17 protein-coding genes and 1 other RNA gene are annotated in these 21,404 nt (G+C 62.0%); all 18 read right to left on the bottom strand.

Annotation, left to right across the window (positions count from 1 at the left end; genetic code table 11):
- Positions 1-63: 63 nt before the first annotated feature.
- The 18 genes from secA to rnpB all read right to left on the bottom strand — a co-directional run bounded on the left by secA (position 64) and on the right by rnpB (position 21,389).
- On the bottom strand, positions 64-2,781 hold the full coding sequence (secA, locus tag PG897_RS04065; RefSeq protein WP_201879848.1) for a preprotein translocase subunit SecA: 2,718 nt from the start codon (positions 2,779-2,781) through the stop codon (positions 64-66).
- A gap of 59 nt (positions 2,782-2,840) precedes the next feature.
- Positions 2,841-3,746 (bottom strand): M23 family metallopeptidase, encoded by a 906-nt coding sequence (locus PG897_RS04060; RefSeq protein ID WP_005305673.1) that lies wholly within the window; start codon positions 3,744-3,746, stop codon positions 2,841-2,843.
- Between the two features lie 140 nt (positions 3,747-3,886).
- Positions 3,887-4,810, bottom strand: coding sequence for a UDP-3-O-acyl-N-acetylglucosamine deacetylase (gene lpxC / locus PG897_RS04055; RefSeq protein WP_011707578.1), 924 nt, complete (start codon positions 4,808-4,810; stop codon positions 3,887-3,889).
- Positions 4,811-4,911: 101 nt separating this feature from the next.
- Positions 4,912-6,063, bottom strand: a complete 1,152-nt coding sequence (ftsZ, locus tag PG897_RS04050; protein WP_005305686.1) for a cell division protein FtsZ — start codon at positions 6,061-6,063, stop codon at positions 4,912-4,914.
- Positions 6,064-6,103: 40 nt separating this feature from the next.
- Positions 6,104-7,363 carry a cell division protein FtsA gene (gene ftsA / locus PG897_RS04045; RefSeq protein ID WP_005305690.1) on the bottom strand — a complete coding sequence of 420 codons (1,260 nt, stop codon included), beginning with the start codon at positions 7,361-7,363 and terminating at the stop codon, positions 6,104-6,106.
- The gene (locus tag PG897_RS04040) at positions 7,344-8,096 is read right to left on the bottom strand and encodes a cell division protein FtsQ/DivIB (protein ID WP_005305694.1); all 753 of its coding nucleotides are present in this window, start codon (positions 8,094-8,096) and stop codon (positions 7,344-7,346) included. Before PG897_RS04040 ends, ftsA begins: the two co-directional genes overlap by 20 nt.
- A gap of 97 nt (positions 8,097-8,193) precedes the next feature.
- On the bottom strand, positions 8,194-9,648 hold the full coding sequence (gene murC, locus PG897_RS04035; RefSeq protein WP_010635950.1) for a UDP-N-acetylmuramate--L-alanine ligase: 1,455 nt from the start codon (positions 9,646-9,648) through the stop codon (positions 8,194-8,196).
- Between the two features lie 2 nt (positions 9,649-9,650).
- Positions 9,651-10,730 (bottom strand): undecaprenyldiphospho-muramoylpentapeptide beta-N-acetylglucosaminyltransferase, encoded by a 1,080-nt coding sequence (murG, locus tag PG897_RS04030; protein ID WP_010635949.1) that lies wholly within the window; start codon positions 10,728-10,730, stop codon positions 9,651-9,653.
- Positions 10,730-11,911, bottom strand: a complete 1,182-nt coding sequence (ftsW, locus tag PG897_RS04025) for a cell division protein FtsW (RefSeq protein WP_201879844.1) — start codon at positions 11,909-11,911, stop codon at positions 10,730-10,732. The genes murG and ftsW overlap by 1 nt, the downstream gene beginning before the upstream one ends.
- Complete coding sequence (gene murD, locus PG897_RS04020; RefSeq protein ID WP_201879841.1) at positions 11,908-13,191, bottom strand: UDP-N-acetylmuramoyl-L-alanine--D-glutamate ligase; 1,284 nt, start codon at positions 13,189-13,191, stop codon at positions 11,908-11,910. The genes ftsW and murD overlap by 4 nt, the downstream gene beginning before the upstream one ends.
- A 3-nt stretch (positions 13,192-13,194) precedes the next feature.
- Positions 13,195-14,277 (bottom strand): phospho-N-acetylmuramoyl-pentapeptide-transferase, encoded by a 1,083-nt coding sequence (mraY, locus tag PG897_RS04015; RefSeq protein WP_201879838.1) that lies wholly within the window; start codon positions 14,275-14,277, stop codon positions 13,195-13,197.
- Positions 14,271-15,626, bottom strand: coding sequence for a UDP-N-acetylmuramoyl-tripeptide--D-alanyl-D-alanine ligase (murF, locus tag PG897_RS04010; RefSeq protein WP_201885238.1), 1,356 nt, complete (start codon positions 15,624-15,626; stop codon positions 14,271-14,273). The genes mraY and murF overlap by 7 nt, the downstream gene beginning before the upstream one ends.
- The gene (gene murE, locus PG897_RS04005) at positions 15,623-17,107 is read right to left on the bottom strand and encodes a UDP-N-acetylmuramoyl-L-alanyl-D-glutamate--2,6-diaminopimelate ligase (protein WP_201879813.1); all 1,485 of its coding nucleotides are present in this window, start codon (positions 17,105-17,107) and stop codon (positions 15,623-15,625) included. The genes murF and murE overlap by 4 nt, the downstream gene beginning before the upstream one ends.
- Positions 17,088-18,842, bottom strand: a complete 1,755-nt coding sequence (locus PG897_RS04000) for a penicillin-binding transpeptidase domain-containing protein (RefSeq protein WP_270828744.1) — start codon at positions 18,840-18,842, stop codon at positions 17,088-17,090. Before PG897_RS04000 ends, murE begins: the two co-directional genes overlap by 20 nt.
- On the bottom strand, positions 18,839-19,153 hold the full coding sequence (gene ftsL / locus PG897_RS03995; protein ID WP_005305726.1) for a cell division protein FtsL: 315 nt from the start codon (positions 19,151-19,153) through the stop codon (positions 18,839-18,841). Before ftsL ends, PG897_RS04000 begins: the two co-directional genes overlap by 4 nt.
- A 3-nt stretch (positions 19,154-19,156) precedes the next feature.
- On the bottom strand, positions 19,157-20,095 hold the full coding sequence (gene rsmH / locus PG897_RS03990; RefSeq protein WP_019839161.1) for a 16S rRNA (cytosine(1402)-N(4))-methyltransferase RsmH: 939 nt from the start codon (positions 20,093-20,095) through the stop codon (positions 19,157-19,159).
- Positions 20,096-20,554, bottom strand: a complete 459-nt coding sequence (mraZ, locus tag PG897_RS03985) for a division/cell wall cluster transcriptional repressor MraZ (protein ID WP_005305730.1) — start codon at positions 20,552-20,554, stop codon at positions 20,096-20,098. It lies immediately after the preceding gene.
- A gap of 448 nt (positions 20,555-21,002) precedes the next feature.
- Positions 21,003-21,389, bottom strand: an RNA gene (gene rnpB, locus PG897_RS03980) — RNase P RNA component class A.
- Positions 21,390-21,404: the final 15 nt, after the last annotated feature.

The raw sequence follows: 21,404 nt of genomic DNA, 5'->3' as shown, positions 1-21,404 counted from the left end.
TTCTCCTCCCTTGCCAGAAATGAATGCACCGCCCGGAGGCGGTGCATCATGGTCATGGCGCTATCAGGTCAACTGACCGTGGCAGTGCTTGTATTTCTTGCCGGAGCCACAGGGGCAGGGATCGTTGCGCCCCACCTTCTGCTCGTCCCGCACGAAGGTGACCGGGCCCGCTTCGGCCTGCTCTTCATCGGCCAGCTGGTTGTCGGCCGTCGCGTGGGTGTAGGTACGGGGAGCGGCTTCGGCCTGCTGGCGCTGCTGCTCTTCCATCGCCTCCACGTCGCGCTCCTGCACCTGTACCCGGCTCAGGATGCTGACCACGTCGCGCTTGAGGGTCTCCAGCATCTGGGTGAACAGATCGAAGGACTCGCGCTTGTACTCCTGCTTGGGGTTCTTCTGGGCGTAACCGCGCAGATGGATGCCCTGACGCAGGTGATCCATGGCCGCCAGATGCTCTTTCCACAGGCCGTCCAGGGTCTGCAGCATGACCGCCTTCTCGAAGTTGCGCAGCACCTCTTTACCAACCAGCTCTTCCTTGTGGGTATAGAGCTTGGTGGCTTCATCCAGGATGCGCTCGCGCAGCTTCTCTTCATACAGCTTGTCGTCTTCCGCCAGCCACTGCTGCAGCGGCAGATCCAGCGCGAAGTCGGACTTCAGGCGGGCTTCCAGACCCGGCACGTCCCACATCTCTTCCAGAGACTGGGGCGGGATGTACTCGTCGATGATGGCGCCGTAGACGTCGTCACGGATGACGTGGATGGTCTCGGAGATGTCGCTGGTGTCCAGCAGCTCGTTGCGCTGCTCATAGACCACCTTGCGCTGGTCGTTGGCCACGTCGTCAAATTCCAGCAGGCTCTTGCGGATGTCGAAGTTGCGACCTTCCACCTTGCGCTGGGCGTTCTCGATGGCCTTGGTCACCCAGGGGTGCTCGATGGCTTCGCCCTCTTCCATGCCCAGCTTCTTCATCATGCCGGTCACGCGATCGGAGGCGAAGATCCGCATCAAGGTATCTTCCATGGAGAGGTAGAAGCGAGAGGAGCCCGGGTCACCCTGACGACCGGAACGGCCGCGCAGCTGGTTGTCGATACGACGGGATTCGTGACGCTCGGTACCGATAATGTGCAGACCGCCGGCGGCCAGCACCGCATCGTGGCGCACCTGCCAGGCGGCCTTCAGTTCGGCGATCTGCTCTTCGGTCGGGTTCTCCAGCTGGGCGATTTCCGCTTGCCAGTTGCCACCCAGCACTATGTCGGTACCACGACCGGCCATGTTGGTGGCGATGGTGACGGCGCCGGTCTGGCCAGCCTGGGCAACGATCTCCGCCTCCATGGCGTGGAACTTGGCGTTCAACACCTTGTGCGGGATCTTCTCCTTGGTCAGGATGCCGGAGAGCAGCTCGGAGTTCTCGATGGAGACGGTACCGACCAGCACCGGCTGGCCGCGTTCGACGCAACCACGGATGTCTTCGATGATGGCGGCATACTTCTCGTTGGCGGTCAGGTAGACCAGATCGCCCATGTCCTTGCGCACCATCGGCTTGTTGGTCGGGATAACCACGGTATCCAGGCCATAAATCTGCTGGAATTCAAAGGCTTCGGTATCGGCAGTACCCGTCATGCCCGCCAGCTTGTCGTACAGACGGAAGTAGTTCTGGAAGGTGATGGAGGCCAGCGTCTGGTTCTCGTTCTGGATCTTGACCCCTTCCTTCGCCTCGACCGCCTGGTGCAGACCGTCGGACCAGCGACGACCCGGCATGGTACGGCCGGTGTGCTCGTCGACGATGACGATCTCGTCCTTCTGGACTATGTAGTCGACGTTGCGTTCAAACAGGGTGTGCGCACGCAGGCCGGCGTTGACGTGGTGCAGCAGGCTGATGTTGGTGGCGGAGAACAGGGAGTCGTCTTCGGCCAGCAGCCCCTCTTTCTTGAGCAGCTCTTCCACGAAGATCTGGCCGTTTTCGGTCAGCAGCGCCTGACGGTTCTTCTCGTCCACCGTGTAGTGGCCGTCGCCGGTGTACTCTTCAGAGTCTTCTTTGTCCTGCTTCACCAGCAGCGGGATCAGCTTGTTGACGCGGATATAGAGCTCGGAGCTGTCTTCGGCCGGGCCGGAGATGATGAGCGGGGTACGGGCTTCATCGATGAGCACCGAGTCCACCTCATCCACCAGCGCGTAGTTGAGCGGACGCTGCACGCGCTGCTCGGGCGAGAACGCCATGTTGTCGCGCAGGTAGTCGAAACCGAATTCGTTGTTGGTACCGTAGGTGATGTCGGCAGCGTAGGCGTCGCGCTTCTGGGACGCATCCATGCCAGGCACGTTGCAGTCGACCGTCATGCCGAGGAAGGCAAACAGCGGGCGGTTCGCCTCGGCGTCACGCTTGGCCAGATAGTCGTTCACCGTCACCACGTGCACACCGCGGCCGCTCAGGGCATTCAGGTAGGCCGGCAGGGTGGCGGTGAGGGTTTTACCTTCACCCGTTTTCATTTCGGCGATACGGTTGGAGTTCAGCACCATGCCGCCGATCAGCTGCACGTCGAAATGACGCATGCCGAACACCCGACGGGAGGCTTCACGCACGGTGGCAAAGGCCTCCGGCAGCAGCTGCTCCAGCGTCTCACCCTGCTCCAGACGCTGACGATACTCGGCCGTCTTGGCCTGCAGCTGTGCATCGGACAGAGCTTCGAACTGCGGCTCCATCGCGTTGATCTGTTTTACAATTTTACGCAAAGCCTTGAGCGTTCTGTCGTTCCGGCTGCCGATAATCTTGGTAAGCAGTGTGCTAATCATGGGTACCAACTATTTCTGGTTATATAAGCGTTCCGTCACTGGAACCTGGAGAAAAAAACCTAACCCCGTCTGGCATTGAGAAAACGCGCGGGGTCCACCTGACGACCATCTTTCAACACTTCGTAATGCAAATGGACCCCGGTCGCGCGACCGGTGCGTCCCATCAAGGCAATTTTCTGGCCCTCATCGACCAAGGTGCCCACTTCGACCAGCAACTTGGAGTTGTGGGCATAGCGGGTCACCAGACCATTGCCGTGGTTGATCTCCACCATGTTGCCAAATTCCGGATGACGGCCCGCCCAGCTTACAACGCCTGGGCCCGTTGCCAGGATGGGGGTGCCGGGCTTGCCACGGAAATCCACCCCTTTGTGCATCTTGGCACGACCATTGAACGGATCGACCCGGCCACCGAAGCCAGAGGAGACCCAAACCCGCTCCTGCTTGACCGGTGTTCCGGAGATGAAACCGGCATCGGTTATATGGTGATTCATGATGAAAGATTCAAGTACCGACAGCTGCTCTTCACGACTACTGAGCTGTTGGCTGAGATGCTTCATGGAGTCCTGCAGCTCGTTGAGACTGACTTCCAGATCCGCATCATAGGAGGGACCGCCCATGGGGGGCAGCTCCTTGAAATTGAACTCCTCGGGGTCGAGGTCGGCTTTTTCGGTCAGCCGCTCTCCGAGTGCATTGAGTCGACCCAGCTGCCCCTGCATGGTGCCCACCTGGGCGGCCAGCATGGCAAGCTGTTCGCGGGCTTCGTCAGCCCCTTGCGTGGATTTTTGCTGTTCGGCCATGGCCAGCGCCACTTCCAGCGCGTCCATCTTTTGCTGCCAGCTCTGCCAGAGCCAGCCGCCCCCCAGGGCCAATACAGTGAAGAGGATACCGCCGACCCAGGCCAGACGTTGTTTGGGCAAGTGCAACCTGCGTCGCTGCTTACCGTGGAGGATCAGGGTAATGCTCATAGAAATCAGTCTGCTCGGTCAGGTGTGGCCATGGGCCGACACGGAAAATAAAACCGGGAGATAATCGGTATTACAGAATGGAGTAAACAAATGACGGAACGTCGGTGCGGAGAGAGGACCGACGTTCCGTTGCACGGCTATCAGGCCAGAACCAGACCGTTATCGTAGTAAGCGATAGGCGCTTTGTCGCCCTCACCCTCGAAGGTCACCAGTTCCCAGGCCTCCTGCTTGGCCAGCAAGGCACGCAGCAGTTTGTTGTTCAGGGCATGGCCGGTCTTGTAGGCACGGAATTCGCCAATGATGCTGCGATTGCACATGTACAGATCGCCAATCGCATCCAGCATCTTGTGTTTGACGAATTCGTCTTCGTAGCGCAGACCATCTTCGTTCAGTACCCGGTAGTCATCCAGCACCACGGCGTTTTCCAGGCTGCCGCCCAGCGCCAGGTTCTGGGAACGCAGGTACTCGATGTCACGCATGAAGCCGAAGGTACGGGCACGGCTGATCTCTTTCACGAAAGAGGCACCGGAGAAGTCCAGCACGCAACGCTGATTGCGTCCTTCAAATACCGGATGCTGGAAGTCGATCTCGAGATCCATCTTGAAGCCGTTGCGATAGGGGTGGAATTCCGCCCACTTGTCGCCGTCTTCAACCCGGATGCTCTGCTTGATCCGCACAAACTGCTTGGGCGCATTCTGTTCACGGATACCAACTTCTTGCAGCAGGTAGATAAAGGGGTGCGCACTGCCGTCCATCACCGGGATCTCGGGCGCATCAACCTCGACATAGAGATTGTCGATGCCCATCCCGGCCAGTGCGGCAGAGAGGTGCTCAATGGTAGAGACACGGACACCGGCTTCGTTCACCAGAGCGGTACAAAGCACGGTATCACGCACCTGATCGGCATTGGCTGGCAGCTCTACCACAGGATTCAGATCGGTACGCAAGTAAACGATCCCTGTGTTAACAGGCGCCGGACGGAACGTCATTGTGACTTTCCGGCCCGAATGCAGGCCGACACCAGTGGCCTGGACACTCGTTTTCAAGGTTCTTTGTCTAATCATGGGCGTATCCGCTTAACAGCTCAAATTCCTGACCAGATGGTCGTGGGCAGGCCATCTTAGCACATTCCTTAAGCAACAAACAAACCAGCGTCATTAGAGGCTTAGTCAGCTTGCTTGCGCAGGAACGCAGGAATATCGAGATAATCCGGTTCGCGACGAGCTTGCGGCTCGGCGTTGACCACCTTGGCCGGCGCCTCTTCCATCACGCGAGACTGCAGGGCTTCGCTGATCAGGGGCTGACGGGCCGGACGCTCTTGTACCATGTTGTTCTTCACCAGGGTGATGTCGGGCTTGCGCTCGGCACCGATACCGGTAGCAACCACGGTCACGCGCAGTTCGTCGTGCATTTCCGGGTCGATTACGGTACCCACCACCACGGTGGCGTTTTCGGAGGCGAAGGCCTTGACCGCGTTACCGACGGTTTCGAACTCTTCGATGGTCATGTCCATGCCGGCAGTGATGTTGACCAGGATGCCGCGGGCACCGGCCAGATCCACGTCTTCCAGCAGCGGGCTGGAGATGGCCTTCTCGGCCGCTTCTTCGGCACGGTCATCACCGGAGGCGGAACCGGTACCCATCATGGCGGTACCCATTTCGCGCATCACGGTACGCACGTCCGCGAAGTCGACGTTGATCAGACCCGGACGGGTGATCAGTTCGGCAATGCCCTGTACCGCACCCAGCAGTACATCGTTGGCCGCCTTGAAGGCGTCCAGCAGGGAGATGCCACGACCCAGCACCTTCAGCAACTTGTCGTTGGGGATGGTGATCAGGGAGTCGACGTTCTTGGACAGCTCTTCGATACCGTGAGCGGCGAAGCCCATCCGTTTTTTCCCTTCGAAGGAGAACGGCTTGGTTACGACAGCAACTGTCAGGATACCCATCTCGCGGGCCACTTCGGCCACGATCGGGGCAGCGCCGGTACCGGTACCACCACCCATGCCGGCGGCGATGAACACCATGTCGGAGCCGGTCAGCAGCTCGCGCAGCGCTTCCCGATCTTCCATGGCCGCGTCACGACCCACTTCCGGGTTGGCCCCGGCCCCCAGACCCTTGGTGATGCCACCACCGATCTGCAGGGTTGTGTTGGCACTGGAGTTGCGCAGCGCCTGGGCGTCGGTGTTGACGGTAATGAACTCGACACCTTCGATGTTTTGACGAACCATGTGTTCGACCGCGTTGCCGCCGCCGCCACCCACACCAATCACTTTGATGACGGCTTCGTCAGTGTGGCTATCCATAAATTCAAACATGTTGTCTCTCCGCTTTATTTGCCTGACTCAGCAAAATCTTTTAGAACTCGCCACGCAACCAGTTGCTGACCCGTTTGACCAGCCCACCTACGCTTGCCTTGGCGGCATATTCCTTGCTACTGCCGGTGGATTGATGGGTGCGGCCATACTGCAGCAACCCGACCGCAGTCGAGTACACAGGCGCCTGCACGTAATCACTCAATCCCCGGATATTCATGGGCTCCCCTACCCGGACCTGGCTCTGGAAGATCTGCTCTGCGCACTCCACAATGCCTTCGATCTGGGCAGCGCCGCCGGTCAAGACCACACCGGCTGCAAGCTGATGCTTGACCCCCTGCGCTTTCAATTCGCTTTGTACCCGCACCAGCTCATCATTCACCATGGAGAGCAACTCGGTGTAACGGGGCTCGATCACTTCGGCCAGTGTCTGCCGCTGCAGGCTGCGCGCCGGACGACCGCCGACACTGGGTACTTCAATATTGTCTTCCTTGCTGACCAGCCGGCCCAGGGCGCAACCGTAGCGCACCTTGATCGCCTCCGCATCCAGCGGCGGAGTGCCGAAGGCGTAGGCGATGTCGCTGGTCACCGTGCTGCCGGCGTACGGGATCACCTTGGTGTGACGCAGGGCGCCGCCGGTAAACAGCGACATGTCCATGGTGCCACCACCTATGTCCACCACGCAGACACCCAGCTCTTTCTCGTCTTCGGTCAGCACGGCGTAGCTGGACGCCAGCGCGGAGAAGATCAGCTGATCCACCCGCAGACCCACCTTCTCAACGCACTTCTCGATGTTGCGAGCCATGTCGTTGTGGCAGGTGATCAGGTGCACCTTGGCGGCCATCCGCACGCCGGACAGACCGACCGGGTTCTTGATCCCTTCCTGGTAGTCGATGGCGAACTCCTGGGGCAGCACGTGCAGCACCCGCAGCTCATCGGACAACCGCACCGACTTGGCGGTGTGGATGACGTTGTCCACGTCTTCCTGGGTCACCTCTTCATCGGAGATGGGCACCATGCCGGTTTCGTTGCGACAGTCGATATGCTTGCCGGACAACCCCAGATAGACGGAGCTGATCTGGCAGTCGGCCATCATCTCGGCCTCTTCCACCGCACGGCGCAGGGACTTGACCACGGAATCGAGATCGTTGACCCCCCCCTTGTCCATGCCACGAGAGGCGTGACTGCCCATGCCGATGACATTGAGCTCACCGTCTGGCAGCACTTCGCCAACCAGAACCGCCACCTTGGTTGTGCCGATATCCAGTCCGACAATCAGATTTCTATCTGCGGTTTTGGTCATTCACTTTCTCTTCGTTCTTCTTCCAGCCAACTGCCATCCCGGTGTCGTATCGAAGATCCACGTAAGCAACCCGCTCACGGGGCTCGATGACCGGAAAGGCATCGATAAACCGCTGCAGTCGAAGCGCGATATCCGAGCGCCCCAAAAACAGCTGAATGTTGCCATCCAGGGTCAGTTCCCAGGCATGGCGAGGGGTCAGATTCACCCCCAGCAGCTTGTATCCTCTGGCCGCCAGCTGCGCCTCGTACTGACGGCTGGCCTCCAGCACCTTGACGGCCTGATCCTCAGGCCCGGACAGCTGCATCAGAGGGGTCTTCACCCTGTCCGGCGCACTGAACACCTCACCCTTGGTGTTGACGAAGCGGTTGCCGTTCCAGCGTGCCGCTACCGCCTGTTCGGTGAGGTAGACCTTGATCTTGTTGGGCCACTTCTTGCGTACCGAGACCTGGGCCACCCAAGGCAAGGCGTTCAACCGCGCCTGCAATTCGTTCACGTCCAACTCGAAGAAGTTGCGCAGTTCGGCGCCATCCAGCACGGCGCTGCGCAGTTCATCGGTTTGCAAATACTGGTGTTGCCCCTGCAGCAACAGCTCGCTCATGGGCAACCGATTGGCATCCGTCAGCCAATCTTTAACATCCAGCGCGGTCTGGTAGAGGCCCCACATGACCAGGAGGAAAAATCCCACCCCGGCGATGAAGCCTCCCTTGGTGCGCCCTTGTGCCCTTGCCTCCACCCGATCGATCCCCGTTTAACGCGCCATGCCGGCCCTTTGCAGGCCGGTTCGCCATTATATAGGCCCCGGCTTGGCGGTCAAAATACTCATTGGGCCCTCAGGCGCCGGATTTCATGCTCTCGATGCTCAATTTCATCTCGCCGAGACGCCGTGCCAGCGCCCCGACGTTCCCTGCCCCCTGGGTCAGCACCAGATCGCCCTCGCCGACCAGCCCGGCCAGTACCGCCGGCACATCGTCCGGCGTCGCGACAAAGATGGGTTCCAGACTGCCGCGGGAGCGGATGGAGCGGCACAGGGCGCGGCCATCGGCGCCCGGAATAGGCTCTTCACCGGCGGCATAGACCTCCAGCATCACCAGCACGTCCACCTTGGAGAGCACGTCAGCGAAATCTTCATAGAGATCGCGGGTGCGGGTGTAGCGGTGCGGCTGGAACACCATCACCAGTCGCTTCTCGGGCCAGCCGGCGCGGGCGGCGTTGATGGTGACCTTGACCTCGCTCGGGTGGTGACCGTAGTCGTCCACCAGCATGGCCTTGCCGCGGCCGGTCTCGAACTCGCCATATTGCTGGAAGCGGCGACCCACCCCTTCAAACTTGGCCAGCGCCCGGATGATGGCATCATCGCCGATCCCGTCCTCGGTGGCGACCGCAATCGCCGCGGCGGCATTGAGGGCATTGTGGATGCCGGGCAGATTGAGGGTTACCTCCAGCTCGCCGGCATCCTTGCGACGGACCCGGAAACGGCTGCGGTTGCTGGTCTGCACGAAGTCCAGCACCTGCACGTCGGCATCATCACTCAGGCCATAGGTGATGGTGGGACGCGCGATCTCCGGCAGCATGCCGCGGATCACAGGGTCATCCACGCACACCACGGCCAGCCCGTAGAACGGCAGATTGTGCAAAAAGTCGATGAAGGTGGCCTTCAGCTTGGAGAAGTCGCCACCATAGGTATCCATGTGATCCGCTTCGATGTTGGTCACGATGGAGACCATCGGCTGCAGATGCAGGAAGGAGGCGTCGCTCTCGTCCGCTTCGGCGATCAGATAGCGGCTGCTGCCCAGACGGGCATTGGTGCCGGCGCTGTTGAGCAGGCCCCCGATGACGAAGGTCGGATCCCGGTCCGCTTCGGCATAAATGCTCGCCACCAGACTGGTGGTGGTGGTCTTGCCGTGGGTGCCGGCGATGGCGATGCCATGGCGGAAACGCATCAGCTCGGCCAGCATCTCGGCGCGGCGCACCACAGGAATGCGCAGCTCGCGGGCAGCCAGCAGCTCGGGGTTGTCCTGCTTGATGGCGGTAGAGACCACCACCACGCTCGCCTCGTTCACGTGCTCGGCACTGTGGCCCACGAAGATGTGGGCACCGAGGGACTCGAGCCGTTCGGTCACCGCATTGCGGGCCAGATCCGAGCCGGTCACCTGATAGCCTTCGTTGGCAAGGACTTCTGCGATACCGCCCATCCCGGCCCCACCGATGCCGATGAAGTGAATGCGACGCACCCGGCGCATTTCAGGGATAACGGTACGCAGTTTTGCCAGTTCAACCTTGGTCATAATCATCTCTCGCTCTGCCCGGTCGCCAGGCGTTTGCACTCATCGGCGACCCGCTCGGCGGCATCGATGATGGCGACGCGACGGGCGGCCTGGGCCATGTTCAATAGGGTTTCCCTGCGCCCGGCAAGCCAGGAGAGACGCGCAGCCAGCGAGGCCGTGGTCAGCTCGGATTGGGGCAGGAATTCAGCCGCACCGCCGTCGACCAGAGTCAGGGCGTTGCGGGTCTGGTGATCATCCACCGCGTGGGGCAGCGGCACAAAAATGGCGGCAACCCCGGCGGCGGCGACTTCGGAGACGGTCAGCGCCCCGGCCCGGCACACCACCAGGTCTGCCCAGGCATAGGCACCGGCCATGTCCTTGATAAATTCACTCACCTCGGCCGCCACGCCCTGCTTGGCGTAGGCCTCGGCCACGGCATCGCGATTGCCCTTGCCGCACTGGTGACGCACCTCGATGGGCACACCGGCCGCCGCCACCGCCGGCGGCACCTGCTCGTTGAGCACCCGGGCCCCCAGGCTGCCACCGACGATCAGCAGCCGCAGCGGCTCTGCACTGCTGCGCAGTTGCGGATCCGGCAGGGCCACCACCTCGGGGCGCACCGGGTTGCCCACCACGGCGGTGCGACGGCTCGGGGCAAAGGCGCCCGGGAAGGCCATCAGCACCCGCTTGGCGAGACGGGCCAGCAGCTTGTTGGTCATGCCGGCCGCAGCATTCTGTTCGTGCAGCAGCAACGGGATGCCGGACAGCCAGGCGGCCACGCCACCCGGACCGGAGGCAAAGCCGCCCATGCCGAGCACCACGTCGGGGCGAATGGTCTTGAGCACCCGGCGCGCCTGCAGCACGGATTTGACGATGCGATAGGGGGCCGCCAGCAGCCGCTTGATGCCATTGCCACGCACCCCCTGGATATCGATGAAGGAGATGGGATAACCATGGGCAGGCACCAGCTCCGCCTCCATCCGGTCGGCGGTGCCGAGCCAGTGAATGGTCCAGCCCTGGGCCTTGAGGCGATCGGCCACGGCCAGACCGGGGAACACGTGGCCCCCGGTACCGCCTGCCATCACCAACAGCGTCTTGCTCACTAAACCTCCCGCACGCGCGCCTGGGCACTGGCCTGACGCAACTCGAAATCGATACGAATCAACATGCTCACCGCCACCATCATGATGATGAGGCTCGAACCACCATAACTGACCAGCGGCAGGGTCAGACCCTTGGTCGGCATCATGCCGCTGGCGGCGCCGACGTTGACGAAGGTCTGGAAGCTGAACCAGATGCCGATGCCGATGGCCAGATAGCCTTCATATAACCGCTCCGCCACCAGCGCCTGATGGCCCAGCTTGAGCGCCTTGACCGAGAGCGCGAAGATGAGGAAGAGCGCGCCCAGCACGCCCACATACCCCAGCTCTTCACCCAGGATCGCAAACACGAAGTCGGTGTGAGCTTCCGGCAGGTACTCCATCTTCTGGATGGAGTTGCCGAGCCCCTCGCCAAACCAGCTGCCACGACCAAAGGCCATCAGCGACTGGGTCAGCTGGTAGCCGCTGCCGAACGGATCGGCCCAGGGGTCGAGGAAGGAGGTGACCCGCCGCATCCGGTAGGGCTCGGCGATGATCAGGGTCACTACCGCGCTCACCCCCACCAGGATGAGGCCGATGAACTGCACCAGGCGAGCGCCGGCCAGGAACAGCATGCCCAGCGACGTCACGAACATCACCACCACAGAACCCAGGTCAGGCTGTGCCAGCAGTAGGATGGCTACCACGAACAGCACCGCCATCGGCTTCATGAAGCCGATGAAGCGCTCGCGTACCTCGCTCTGGCGGCGTACCAGGTAGCCGGCCAGATAGACAAACAATGCCAGCTTGCCAAACTCGGCAGGCTGCAGGTTGAAGGGGCCGAGCGGCAACCAGCGCACCGAGCCGTTGACGCTGCGCCCCACCAGCAGCACCAGCACCAGCATGACGATGGCCAGCAGCAGCATGGGGCCGTTGTAGTGCTGCCAGCGTGCCATCGGCACCTGCAGCACGAACCAGGAGATGCCGAGCGCCATCAGCAGAAACAGGCCATGGCGCTTCACGAACATGAAGGGATCGTTGTTGATGGCGATCCCCTCCGGGATCGAGGCGGACGCAACTATCACCAGACCCACCGCCATCAGCGCCAGCGCCAGCACCACCAACTGCCGGTCGTAAAGACCGGCAGGGCGTGCCGGCAACAACCAGCGCTGCAGGAAGCCCGCTACTGTGCGCAGGGCGTTCATAAGGCCATCACCAGCTCGGTGAAACGATCACCGCGCGCTTCGAAAGACTTGAACTGGTCCAGGCTGGCGCAGGCGGGTGCCAGCAGCACCCAGTCGCCGGGCCTGGCATCGGCAGCCGCCTTGGTGACCGCGGCATCGAGATCGGCAACCCGCTCGGTCTGCTCACCCAGCGCCAGCAGCACCTCGGCATCCTGGCCGAAACAGTACATGTGATCGATCTGGCTGCCGAGCAGCGCCTGCACCGGGCCGAAATCTTGGCCCTTGCCCTGACCGCCGGCCAGCAGCAGCAGACGGCCTTTCACCGATTCACGCACCCCGGCCACGGCGGCCAGGGTAGCCCCCACGTTGGTAGCCTTGGAGTCGTTGATCCAGCGCACCCCGTTCACCTCGCGCACGAAGCGGGCACGGTGGGGCAGCCCCTCGAACCGACGCAGCACTCGCAACTGCGGCTCGCGCGGGATGCCGACCGCATCGCACAGGGCCATGGCGGCCAGTGCGTTGGCTTGGTTGTGGGCGCCGACGATCTTCATCTCGTCCACCGCCAGCAACGGCTCGCCGTGCAGGGTCAGCCACTGGCGTCCCTCCAATTCACAGCGGCCGTAACCGTTGCAATCGAGACCGAAGCTCTGCCACACCTGACCCACGTCGGGCAGGGTCTGGGCATCGTCACGATTGACCAGAATGTGCTGGGAGTGCTGATGGATCTCCATCTTGGCGGCGCGGTAGTCGGCCATGCCTTGATAGCGATCCATATGATCTTCACTGAGGTTCAATACCACGGAAGCGGCGGCGCGCAGGCTGTGGGTGGTCTCCAGCTGGAAGCTGGAGAGCTCCAGCACGCAGAGATCCATCGGCTGCTTGAGCAGCTCAAGCGCCGGCGTGCCTATGTTGCCACCAACGCCCACCTTGAGGCCGGCTTCGGCGATCATCTCGCCCACCAGGGTAGTCACAGTGCTCTTGCCGTTGGAGCCGGTGATGGCGATGACCGGCACTTCGGTGTCGCGCACAAACAGCTCGATGTCACCGACGATCTGCACCCCGCACTCGGCGGCGGCTTTCAGCTCGGGGGTGGCCAAGGCGATGCCCGGGCTCGCCACTATCATGTGCGCCTGCTTGAGGCGCTCGCCGTCCAGCCCGTGAATGAGCTCCACCTCGGGCGGCAGCTGATCCTTGCCGGGCGGGTTGGCGCGGGTGTCCATCACCAGCGGCGTGACGCCACGGCCGAGGAAGTAGTCGACGCAGGAGAGTCCGGTTTTGCCGAGTCCGATGATGATGACCATGGCTTACCTCACCTTCAGGGTGGCAAGGCCGAGCAGCACCAGCATGAGGGTGATGATCCAGAAGCGCACGATGACGCGCGGCTCAGGCCAGCCCTTCTTCTCATAGTGGTGATGGATCGGCGCCATGCGGAAGATGCGCACGCCGCGCAGCTTGTAGGAACCTACCTGCAGGATCACGGAGACGGTCTCCATCACGAAGACCCCGCCCATGATCACCAGCAGGAACTCCTGACGCACCAGCACGGCGATGGTGCCGAGCGCGCCGCCCAGCGCCAGGGAACCCACGTCCCCCATGAACACCTGGGCCGGATAGGTGTTGAACCAAAGGAACCCCAGACCGGCGCCGACGATGGCGGTACAGACGATCACCAGCTCGGAGGTATAGGGCACGTAGGGAATGTGCAGGTAGCTGGCAAAATTGACGTTGCCGGTGGCCCAGGCGATGAAGGCGAAGCCCCCCGCCACCATCACGGTCGGCATGATGGCCAGACCGTCGAGGCCGTCGGTCAGGTTGACCGCGTTGGAGGTGCCGACGATGACGAAGTAGGTCAGTACGATGAACATCAGACCGAGCTGCGGCATCACGTCCTTGAGGAAGGGCACCACCAGCTGGGTCTGACCGTCGTGGGTGGCGGTGGCGTAGAGGAACACAGCCACCCCCAGCGCAACGGAGGACTGCCAGAAGTACTTCCAGCGGGCGATCAGGCCGTCGGTGTTCTTGCGCACCACCTTGAGGTAGTCATCGGCGAAGCCGATGGCGCCGTAGGCACCCAGCACGAACAGCACCAGCCACACATACGGGTTGTCGAGACGGCACCAGAGCAGCACAGAGATGAAGATGGCGGCGATGATCATCAGGCCGCCCATGGTCGGGGTGCCTTTCTTGCTCAGGTGTGACTCGGGACCGTCATTGCGGATCACCTGGCCGAACTTGAGGATCTGCAGGCGACGGATGAGGCGCGGCCCCATCCAGAGCGCCACCACCAGACCGGTGATGATCGACAAGATGGCGCGAAACGTCAGGTAGGAGAAGACGTTGAAGAAGGTGAAATGCGGGGTGAGCAGTTCCGCCAGCCAGACTAGCATGTGGCCGACTCCTGATGGTCTTTGACCATCTCGACGATATCTTCCATGCGGGAGCCGCGGGCCCCCTTGACCAGAATCGAAATTTCTTGATGTGTTTTTATCATTTGCGCAAGCACTTCAAACAACGACGCCTTGTTATCGAAATGTCGGCCAGCCGCGGCATCTGCGGTGTGGCGACTCTGTTCTCCTACGGTCAGCACGGCATCCAGACCGCGCTCACGGGCGTGGCGACCGACCCGGGCATGCTGCTCGGCGGACTCCTCACCCAACTCCTTCATGTCACCAAACACCAGCACCTTGTAGCCGTTCATGGCAGTCAGGGTATCGATACCCGCCAGCACGGACTCCACGCTGGCGTTGTAGGTGTCGTCCACCAGGGTGAGACCACCCCAGCGCTGGACGCAGAAGCGACCCTTGACCGGCGCCATCTGCTCGAGCCCGGTCTTGACCGAGGCGAGCGAAGCGCCGAGCGCCAGCGTGCCAGCGGCGGCGGCCAGGGCGTTGGCCACGTTGTGGCGGCCCGGAATGGCCAGAGTCAGGCTCACTTCACCCTGCGGGGTCACCATGACGAACTCGGCACAACCCTGCTGATTGATCACCACGTTTCTGGCGTGGAACGGCTGACGCTGATCCTCGATGGAGAAGGCGCAGTGAATGCCGCGGGCCTGCCATTTGGGCCAGAACTCGTTGTCGGCGTTGACGATGGCAGTGCCACCTTCGCACAGGCCCTCAAAAATCTCGCTCTTGGCGTGGAACACCCCTTCCAGCGAGCCGAAGCCCTCCAGATGGGCGGCCGCCACGTTGTTGATGATGGCGGCATCGGGTTTGGCCAGCGAAGTAGTCCAGGCGATCTCGCCCGGGTGGTTGGCCCCCAGCTCCATCACCGCGAACTGGTGTTGCGGCTCGAGGCGCAGCAGGGTGAGCGGCACCCCCACCTCGTTGTTGAAGTTGCCGGCGGTGGCCAGCACTTCCCCTTCCTGGCGCAGAATGGCAGTCGCCATCTCCTTCACCGTGGTCTTGCCACAGCTACCGGTGATTGCCAGCACTTTCGGGTTGATGCGCTCGCGCACCAGCCGACCGAGGCGGCCCAATCCCTTGAGGGTATCAGCCACCACCAGCTGGGGGATCGCCAGCGGCAGTTCACGCTCCACCAGCAGGGCGGAGGCACCGGCGGCCACGGCCTGGTCGCAGAAATCGTGGGCATCGAAACGCTCGCCGCGCAGCGCCACGAACAGCGCGCCGGCGCCCAGGGTACGGGTGTCGGTGCTGACAGCCGTGATCGCTTCGTCTTCACCAATCAGACGGGCATCGAGTACCTGTGCCAGCTCGGCAAGCCTGAGGGTCATCATGCGAATGACTCCAATAATGTGTGCAAGGCGGCCGCGACGGTTTCCCGGTCGCTGTAGTGCCGCTTGTCGGTTCCAATGATCTGATAATCCTCGTGGCCTTTACCGGCCACCAGGATGATGTCCTGTTTGTTTGCCTGGCTCAGCGCCAGCTGGATCGCCTTGACTCTGTCGTGCTCGATCTGCACGGCGCCAGGATCGCGAAGACCCGCCACCATGTCGGCCATGATCCGGGCCGGCTCCTCGGTACGGGGGTTGTCGTCGGTCAGGATCACGCGATCCGCATGCAGCTCGGCCATGGCGGCCATCATGGGACGCTTGCCGCGATCCCTGTCGCCACCACATCCCACCAGGCACCAGAGCCGTCCTTCACAGTGCACCCGCAGGGCCTGCAGCGCCTTCTCCAGCGCATCCGGCGTGTGGGCATAATCGACCACGGCGAGCGGCGCCTTGCCGCCACCGAAACACTCCATACGACCGGTCACCGGCTGCAGTTGTGGTGCGCTGGCCAGCAACTCGTCGAAGTCATAGCCGAGCACCAGCATGGCGCCCATCGCGGCCAGCACATTGCTGACGTTGAAGCGCCCGAGCAAGGGGGCGGATAATACACCATTCCCCCAACTGGAGTTAATCTGCGTGCGAAAACCTTGCTGGTGGAAATGGGGGTCTTGCGCCGTCAGCTGTCGCCCCGGGTGATTGGCCACCGGGCCGTGTACGCTGAACGCCACCGCGGTCGGATAAGCGGCCAGCCACTGGCGACCCAGGCGGTCATCGGCATTGAGCACGGCGCAAGGTTCGGCCACCAGTTTCAGCAGCTCTTCCTTGGCGGCGCCATAGGCCTCCATGGTGCCGTGATAGTCCAGGTGATCCCGGCTCAGGTTGGTGAACACGGCAGCGGCAAACGGCAGGGCTGCCACGCGATGCTGCACCAGACCGTGGCTGGAAACCTCCATCGCCACCAGATCCGCCCCCTGCGCCTGCAGGGCGGCCAGATTGGCCTGTACCTGCAGCGCGCTGCCGGTGGTGTTTTCAGCTTCGATGAGATCGCCGAACAGGCCGTTGCCGATAGTGCCCATCACCCCGGCCTTGCCCCCCAGCAGGGTGCGCCAGTTGGCGACCAGCAGTGCCGTGGTGCTCTTGCCATTGGTGCCAGTGATGCCCACCAGCGCCAGCTTGCTGGCCGGCTGGTCGTAGAAATAGCCGGCCAGCTCGGAGAGGCGGGCCGGCAGATTGGGCACGCCGATGCAGGGCACGGCCAGCGTTGGTGCCACGAATTCCCCGTCCTCTTCAAACAGTACGGCGGTCGCTCCCTGAGCCACCGCCTGTTCGATAAACCGTCTGCCATCCACCTGATGTCCGCGAATCGCCACGAAGAGACAACCGGGCCCGACGCGCCGACTGTCCAGCTGGATGTCGGTGAGTGCGAGCGCCGGGGCAGTAATGCCGAAGGGGCGCATCAGCTGATCAAGTGCGCGGGACAACATTGGAAGCCTCCGTACGGGCAAGTTTGGTGGGTACCGCAGGCGGCACCGCGTCGGGACGAATATTGAAGAGTTGCAGCACCCCGCCCATGGCTTCGGCAAACGGCGGGGTCGCCACGGCGCCACCGTAGTAGGCATCGCCCTTGGGCTCGTTGATCACCACCACCATGACGAAGCGCGGGTTGCTGGCCGGGGCGAAGCCGGCGAACCAGGCCATGTAATCCTTGCCGTAGCCGCCGGCCACGGCGACCTTGGCGGTACCACTCTTGCCGCCAACCCGGTAGCCAGGGATTTTGGCTTTCGGAATGGCGTTGTCGACCACGTACTCCAGCGCCTGCAGCATGGCGGTGGCGTTGTTGTGATCGATGACCTGCTCGCCCTTGGGCGGCTCGCTCACCTTGACGATGGAGATGGGCACCCGCTTGCCCTTGTTGGCCAGAGTGGCATAGGCAGAGGCCAGCTGCAGCGGGGTCACCCGCAGGCCATAGCCGAATGACAGAGTAGCCCGTTCGATATCGGACCAGCGCCGACGTTGAGGCAGCATGCCGCTGCTCTCGCCCATCAGGCCGCTGCCGGTATCCATCCCGAAACCCACCATGCTGAGGGTGTTGATCATCTCCTGGGCCGGCATCCGCAGTGCGATACGCGACATGCCGATGTTGGAGGAGTAGCGCAGGATGTCGTACAGGTTGGTCGCCTTGTGAATACTCACGTCGCGGATCTGCTTGGCCCCGATGAACAGAGGGCCGCCCTGGATGGTGTCCTTCCAGCTGGTGACGCCGGCCTGCAGGGCACTCAGCAGGATCAGGGGTTTGACGGTCGAACCCGGTTCATAGGTGTCGGTCACCACTCGGTTGCGCACCCGGAAACTCTGGTACTGGCCGCGGTTGTTAGGGTTGTAGGAGGGGGTGTTGACCATGGCGAGCACCTCACCAGTCTTGACGTCCAGCATCACCATGGAGCCGGAAGTCGCCTTGTTCTCGTCGGTGGCCCGCTTGAGTGCCCGGTAAGCCAGCGCCTGTACCCGCTGATCGATGCTCAGCTGCAGATCGTTGGCGTTCTTGCCCTCTTTCACCAGCCCGAGCCGCTCGATGACCCGACCCTGCCGGTCCTTGCGCACCCGCATCTCGCCCGGGGTCGCGGTCAGCCATTCGTCATAGCTGCGCTCGATCCCCTCGATGCCGTGCCCATCGATGTTGGTCACCCCCACCAGATGGGCGCTGATCTCGCCGGTCGGATAGAAACGGCGCGACTCCGGACGCAGGTAGATGCCGCCCAGCTTGAGCCCCTTGATGTACTCGGACACCGCCGGCGTCACCTGCCGCTGCAGGTAGACGAAGCGCTTGCTCGGGTTGGAGATACGGTGCTTGAGGGTGTTGATGTCGAGCTTGAGCACGGCGGAGAGCGCCATCCAGGCGCGTTCGTTGTGGATGGCACCGGATTCATGCACCGTCTTGGGATCGGCCCACACCGCTTCGACCGGTACCGATACCGCCATCTGTTCACCGTTGCGATCGGTGATCATGCCACGCACCGCCTGGGTGGAGGTAGTGCGCAGCGAGCGCATGTCCCCCTCCTGACGCAGCCTGTCCGGGTCGATCACCTGGATCCAGGCCAGCCGCAGGATCAAGCCGGCAAACGCAATGCCGATGAAAAACACCAGCGTGCGAAAGCGCCACGGATAGAGTGACGGGGCTTTGACCTTGGGTTGGGCCTTGGCGGATGCCTTGCGTTTCATGGTTGTGTAATTACCTTCTCGGTGGTCACCAGCGGGCGAGCCATCTGCAACTTGTCCATGGCCAGACTCGCGACCCGGGAATGCTCTGCCAGCGTGCCCTGCTCCAGCAGCAGGTGGCGCCACTCGATGTTGAGCCGATCCTCCTCCGCCATCAGGTCATTCTGCTTGGCGGTGAGGCCGCGAGTCATGTTGGTCACCAGGATCACCGCAAAGGCGGTGATCAGCACGGCGATGGCCAGCACCACCTGCAGCTTGTGCCGCCAGAGATCGCCGAGGATCTCTCTGGCCAGATGAACACGCACCTCGCTCATGGCTTACTCCGCCAGCCGCTGGGCCACCCGCAGCACCGAGCTGCGTGACCGGCTGTTTTCGTTGACTTCATGCTCGGAAGGCTTGAGCGCCTTGCCGACCGATTTCAGTTTGCGACCGCCGGCCAGCTGGGCCTCGGTCAGCGGAATGCCGTGCGGCACTTCCGGGCCTTTCTCGTGCTTGCGGATGAAGTGCTTCACCAGCCGATCTTCCAGCGAATGGAAGCTGATGACGGAGAGGCGGCCGTGGGGGGCCAGCACTTCCAGGGCCCCGTTGAGTGCGGTCTCGATCTCGTCCAGTTCGCTGTTGATGTAGATGCGGATGGCCTGGAAGCTGCGGGTGGCAGCGTGCTTGCCCTTTTCCTTGCTCGGATTGACCCGGGCGATCATCTCCGCCAGCTGGCGGGTGCGAACATAGGGCTCGGTGACCCGGTCATGCACGATGGCGCGGGCAATCTTCTTGGCAAAGCGCTCCTCACCGAAGGTCTTCAGTACCCAGGCGATGTCGTCCACATCGGCCCTGGCCAGCCATTCGGCGGCGCTCTGACCGGAAGTGGGATCCATCCGCATGTCGAGCGGACCGTCCTTCATGAAGCTGAAACCGCGCTCGGCATCGTCCAGCTGGGGGGAAGATACACCCAGATCCAGCAGGAAACCGTCGACCTTGCCCAGCAGGCCGCGCTCACTCAGGTAGGTGGTGATGCCGGAAAACGGGCCGTGCACGATCTCGAAGCGCGGATCCTGGATCTTGGCCGCTTCGGCGATGGCCTGGGGATCCCGATCGATGGCAATCAGACGGCCATTGGGGCCCAGCTGCTGCAGGATAAGGCGCGAGTGACCGCCCCGGCCAAACGTACCGTCGACGTAGATGCCGTCCGGCTTGATGGCCAGCCCTTCGACGGCTTCGTGCAGCAGCACTGTAATGTGTTCAGCGGCTTGGGTCATTTATAAAGAGAAATCCTGTAGTCGTGGCGAGCTTGCCCAGTCATCCTCGGGCAGGCCCTGAATGTCGTCATTGACCTGTTGTTGCCAGCGGGCTTCATCCCATAGCTCAAATTTGTTGAGCTGGCCCACCAGCATGATTTTCTTGTCCAGCCCCGCGTGGCTGCGCAGTGGCTGGCTGAGCAGCAGACGGCCATTGCCGTCCAGCTCGCATTCGGTCGCATGCCCGAGCAACAGCCGCTGCAGGCGGCGCTCAAGGGGATTCATGCTGGAGAGGGTCTTGAGCTTGCGCTCGATCTCTTCCCATTCGTTTAGGGGGTAAAGCAGCAGACAGGGGTGGGCAATATCGATGGTGCAGACCAGCTGGCCCTCGCTCTCGTCGCGCAGCCAATCACGGTACTTGGTCGGAATCGCCAATCGCCCCTTGCTGTCCAGGCTGATGGCATGCGCACCACGCAACAAATTGCAGTCCCTGAAAATGAGTTAAAGGGGGCAAACCGCCCGATAAAAACCACTTTGATCCACTTTTCCCCACCTTGAAGTTTAAGGACGTGCTGAGGGCTTTTCAAGCGAGGATCTCGGGCATGGGGAACATATTGACGCAGCATTTTCGCTGCGAGGATTAAATGAGTTGATTTTCCACAAGTTATTTGTGTTACCCGCAATTCGATTAATTTTCGGCAATTAAAAAACTGACGAATTACGCGAATAAACATCAGCCATGCAGGTCACGTTTCTCCAGCGCCATCACAATACTGACATCATGGACAAAAACCACATAACAGATTGATATAAAGCACATTTGTTAAGCAGGGCCAGCCCGATAGTAAATATTCCGAGTCAACCGAGACAGTATTTTACAGTTAATAAAAAGAGCCTTGCGATAAATCGCAAGGCTCTTCAGGAAAGAGGTCGGAGTCGGCCTGTAAGCCGGGTTCTGTACCGGGTTGCCCCGGGTAGCAATCATTCCTCTAGGCCAGCAATCGCTCGCTGGCTCAAGCAACCTACCCGCCCCCAACGCGGGCCGCGCCAATAGGGGCCTATTTGGTCTTGCTTCGGGTGGAGTTTACCGTGCCACGAACTGTTGCCAGTCGCGCGGTGCGCTCTTACCGCACCCTTTCACCCTTACCTGATCCCTTGCGGGCCATCGGCGGTCTGCTCTCTGTTGCACTGGTCGTAGGCTCGCGCCCCCCAGGCGTTACCTGGCACCCTGCCCTGTGAAGCCCGGACTTTCCTCCCCTCCGCCCGTCTGTCCCGAGGGACACAACGACGAAGCAGCGATTGCCCAGCCAACTCCGAGGCGCGGATTATA

It is taken from the genome of Aeromonas sp. QDB20 (genome assembly GCF_027707805.1).
GTDB lineage: Bacteria > Pseudomonadota > Gammaproteobacteria > Enterobacterales > Aeromonadaceae > Aeromonas > Aeromonas dhakensis.
The sequence above is the reverse complement of the archived record's forward strand: the minus strand, read 5'-3'. Positions and strand labels throughout refer to the sequence as shown.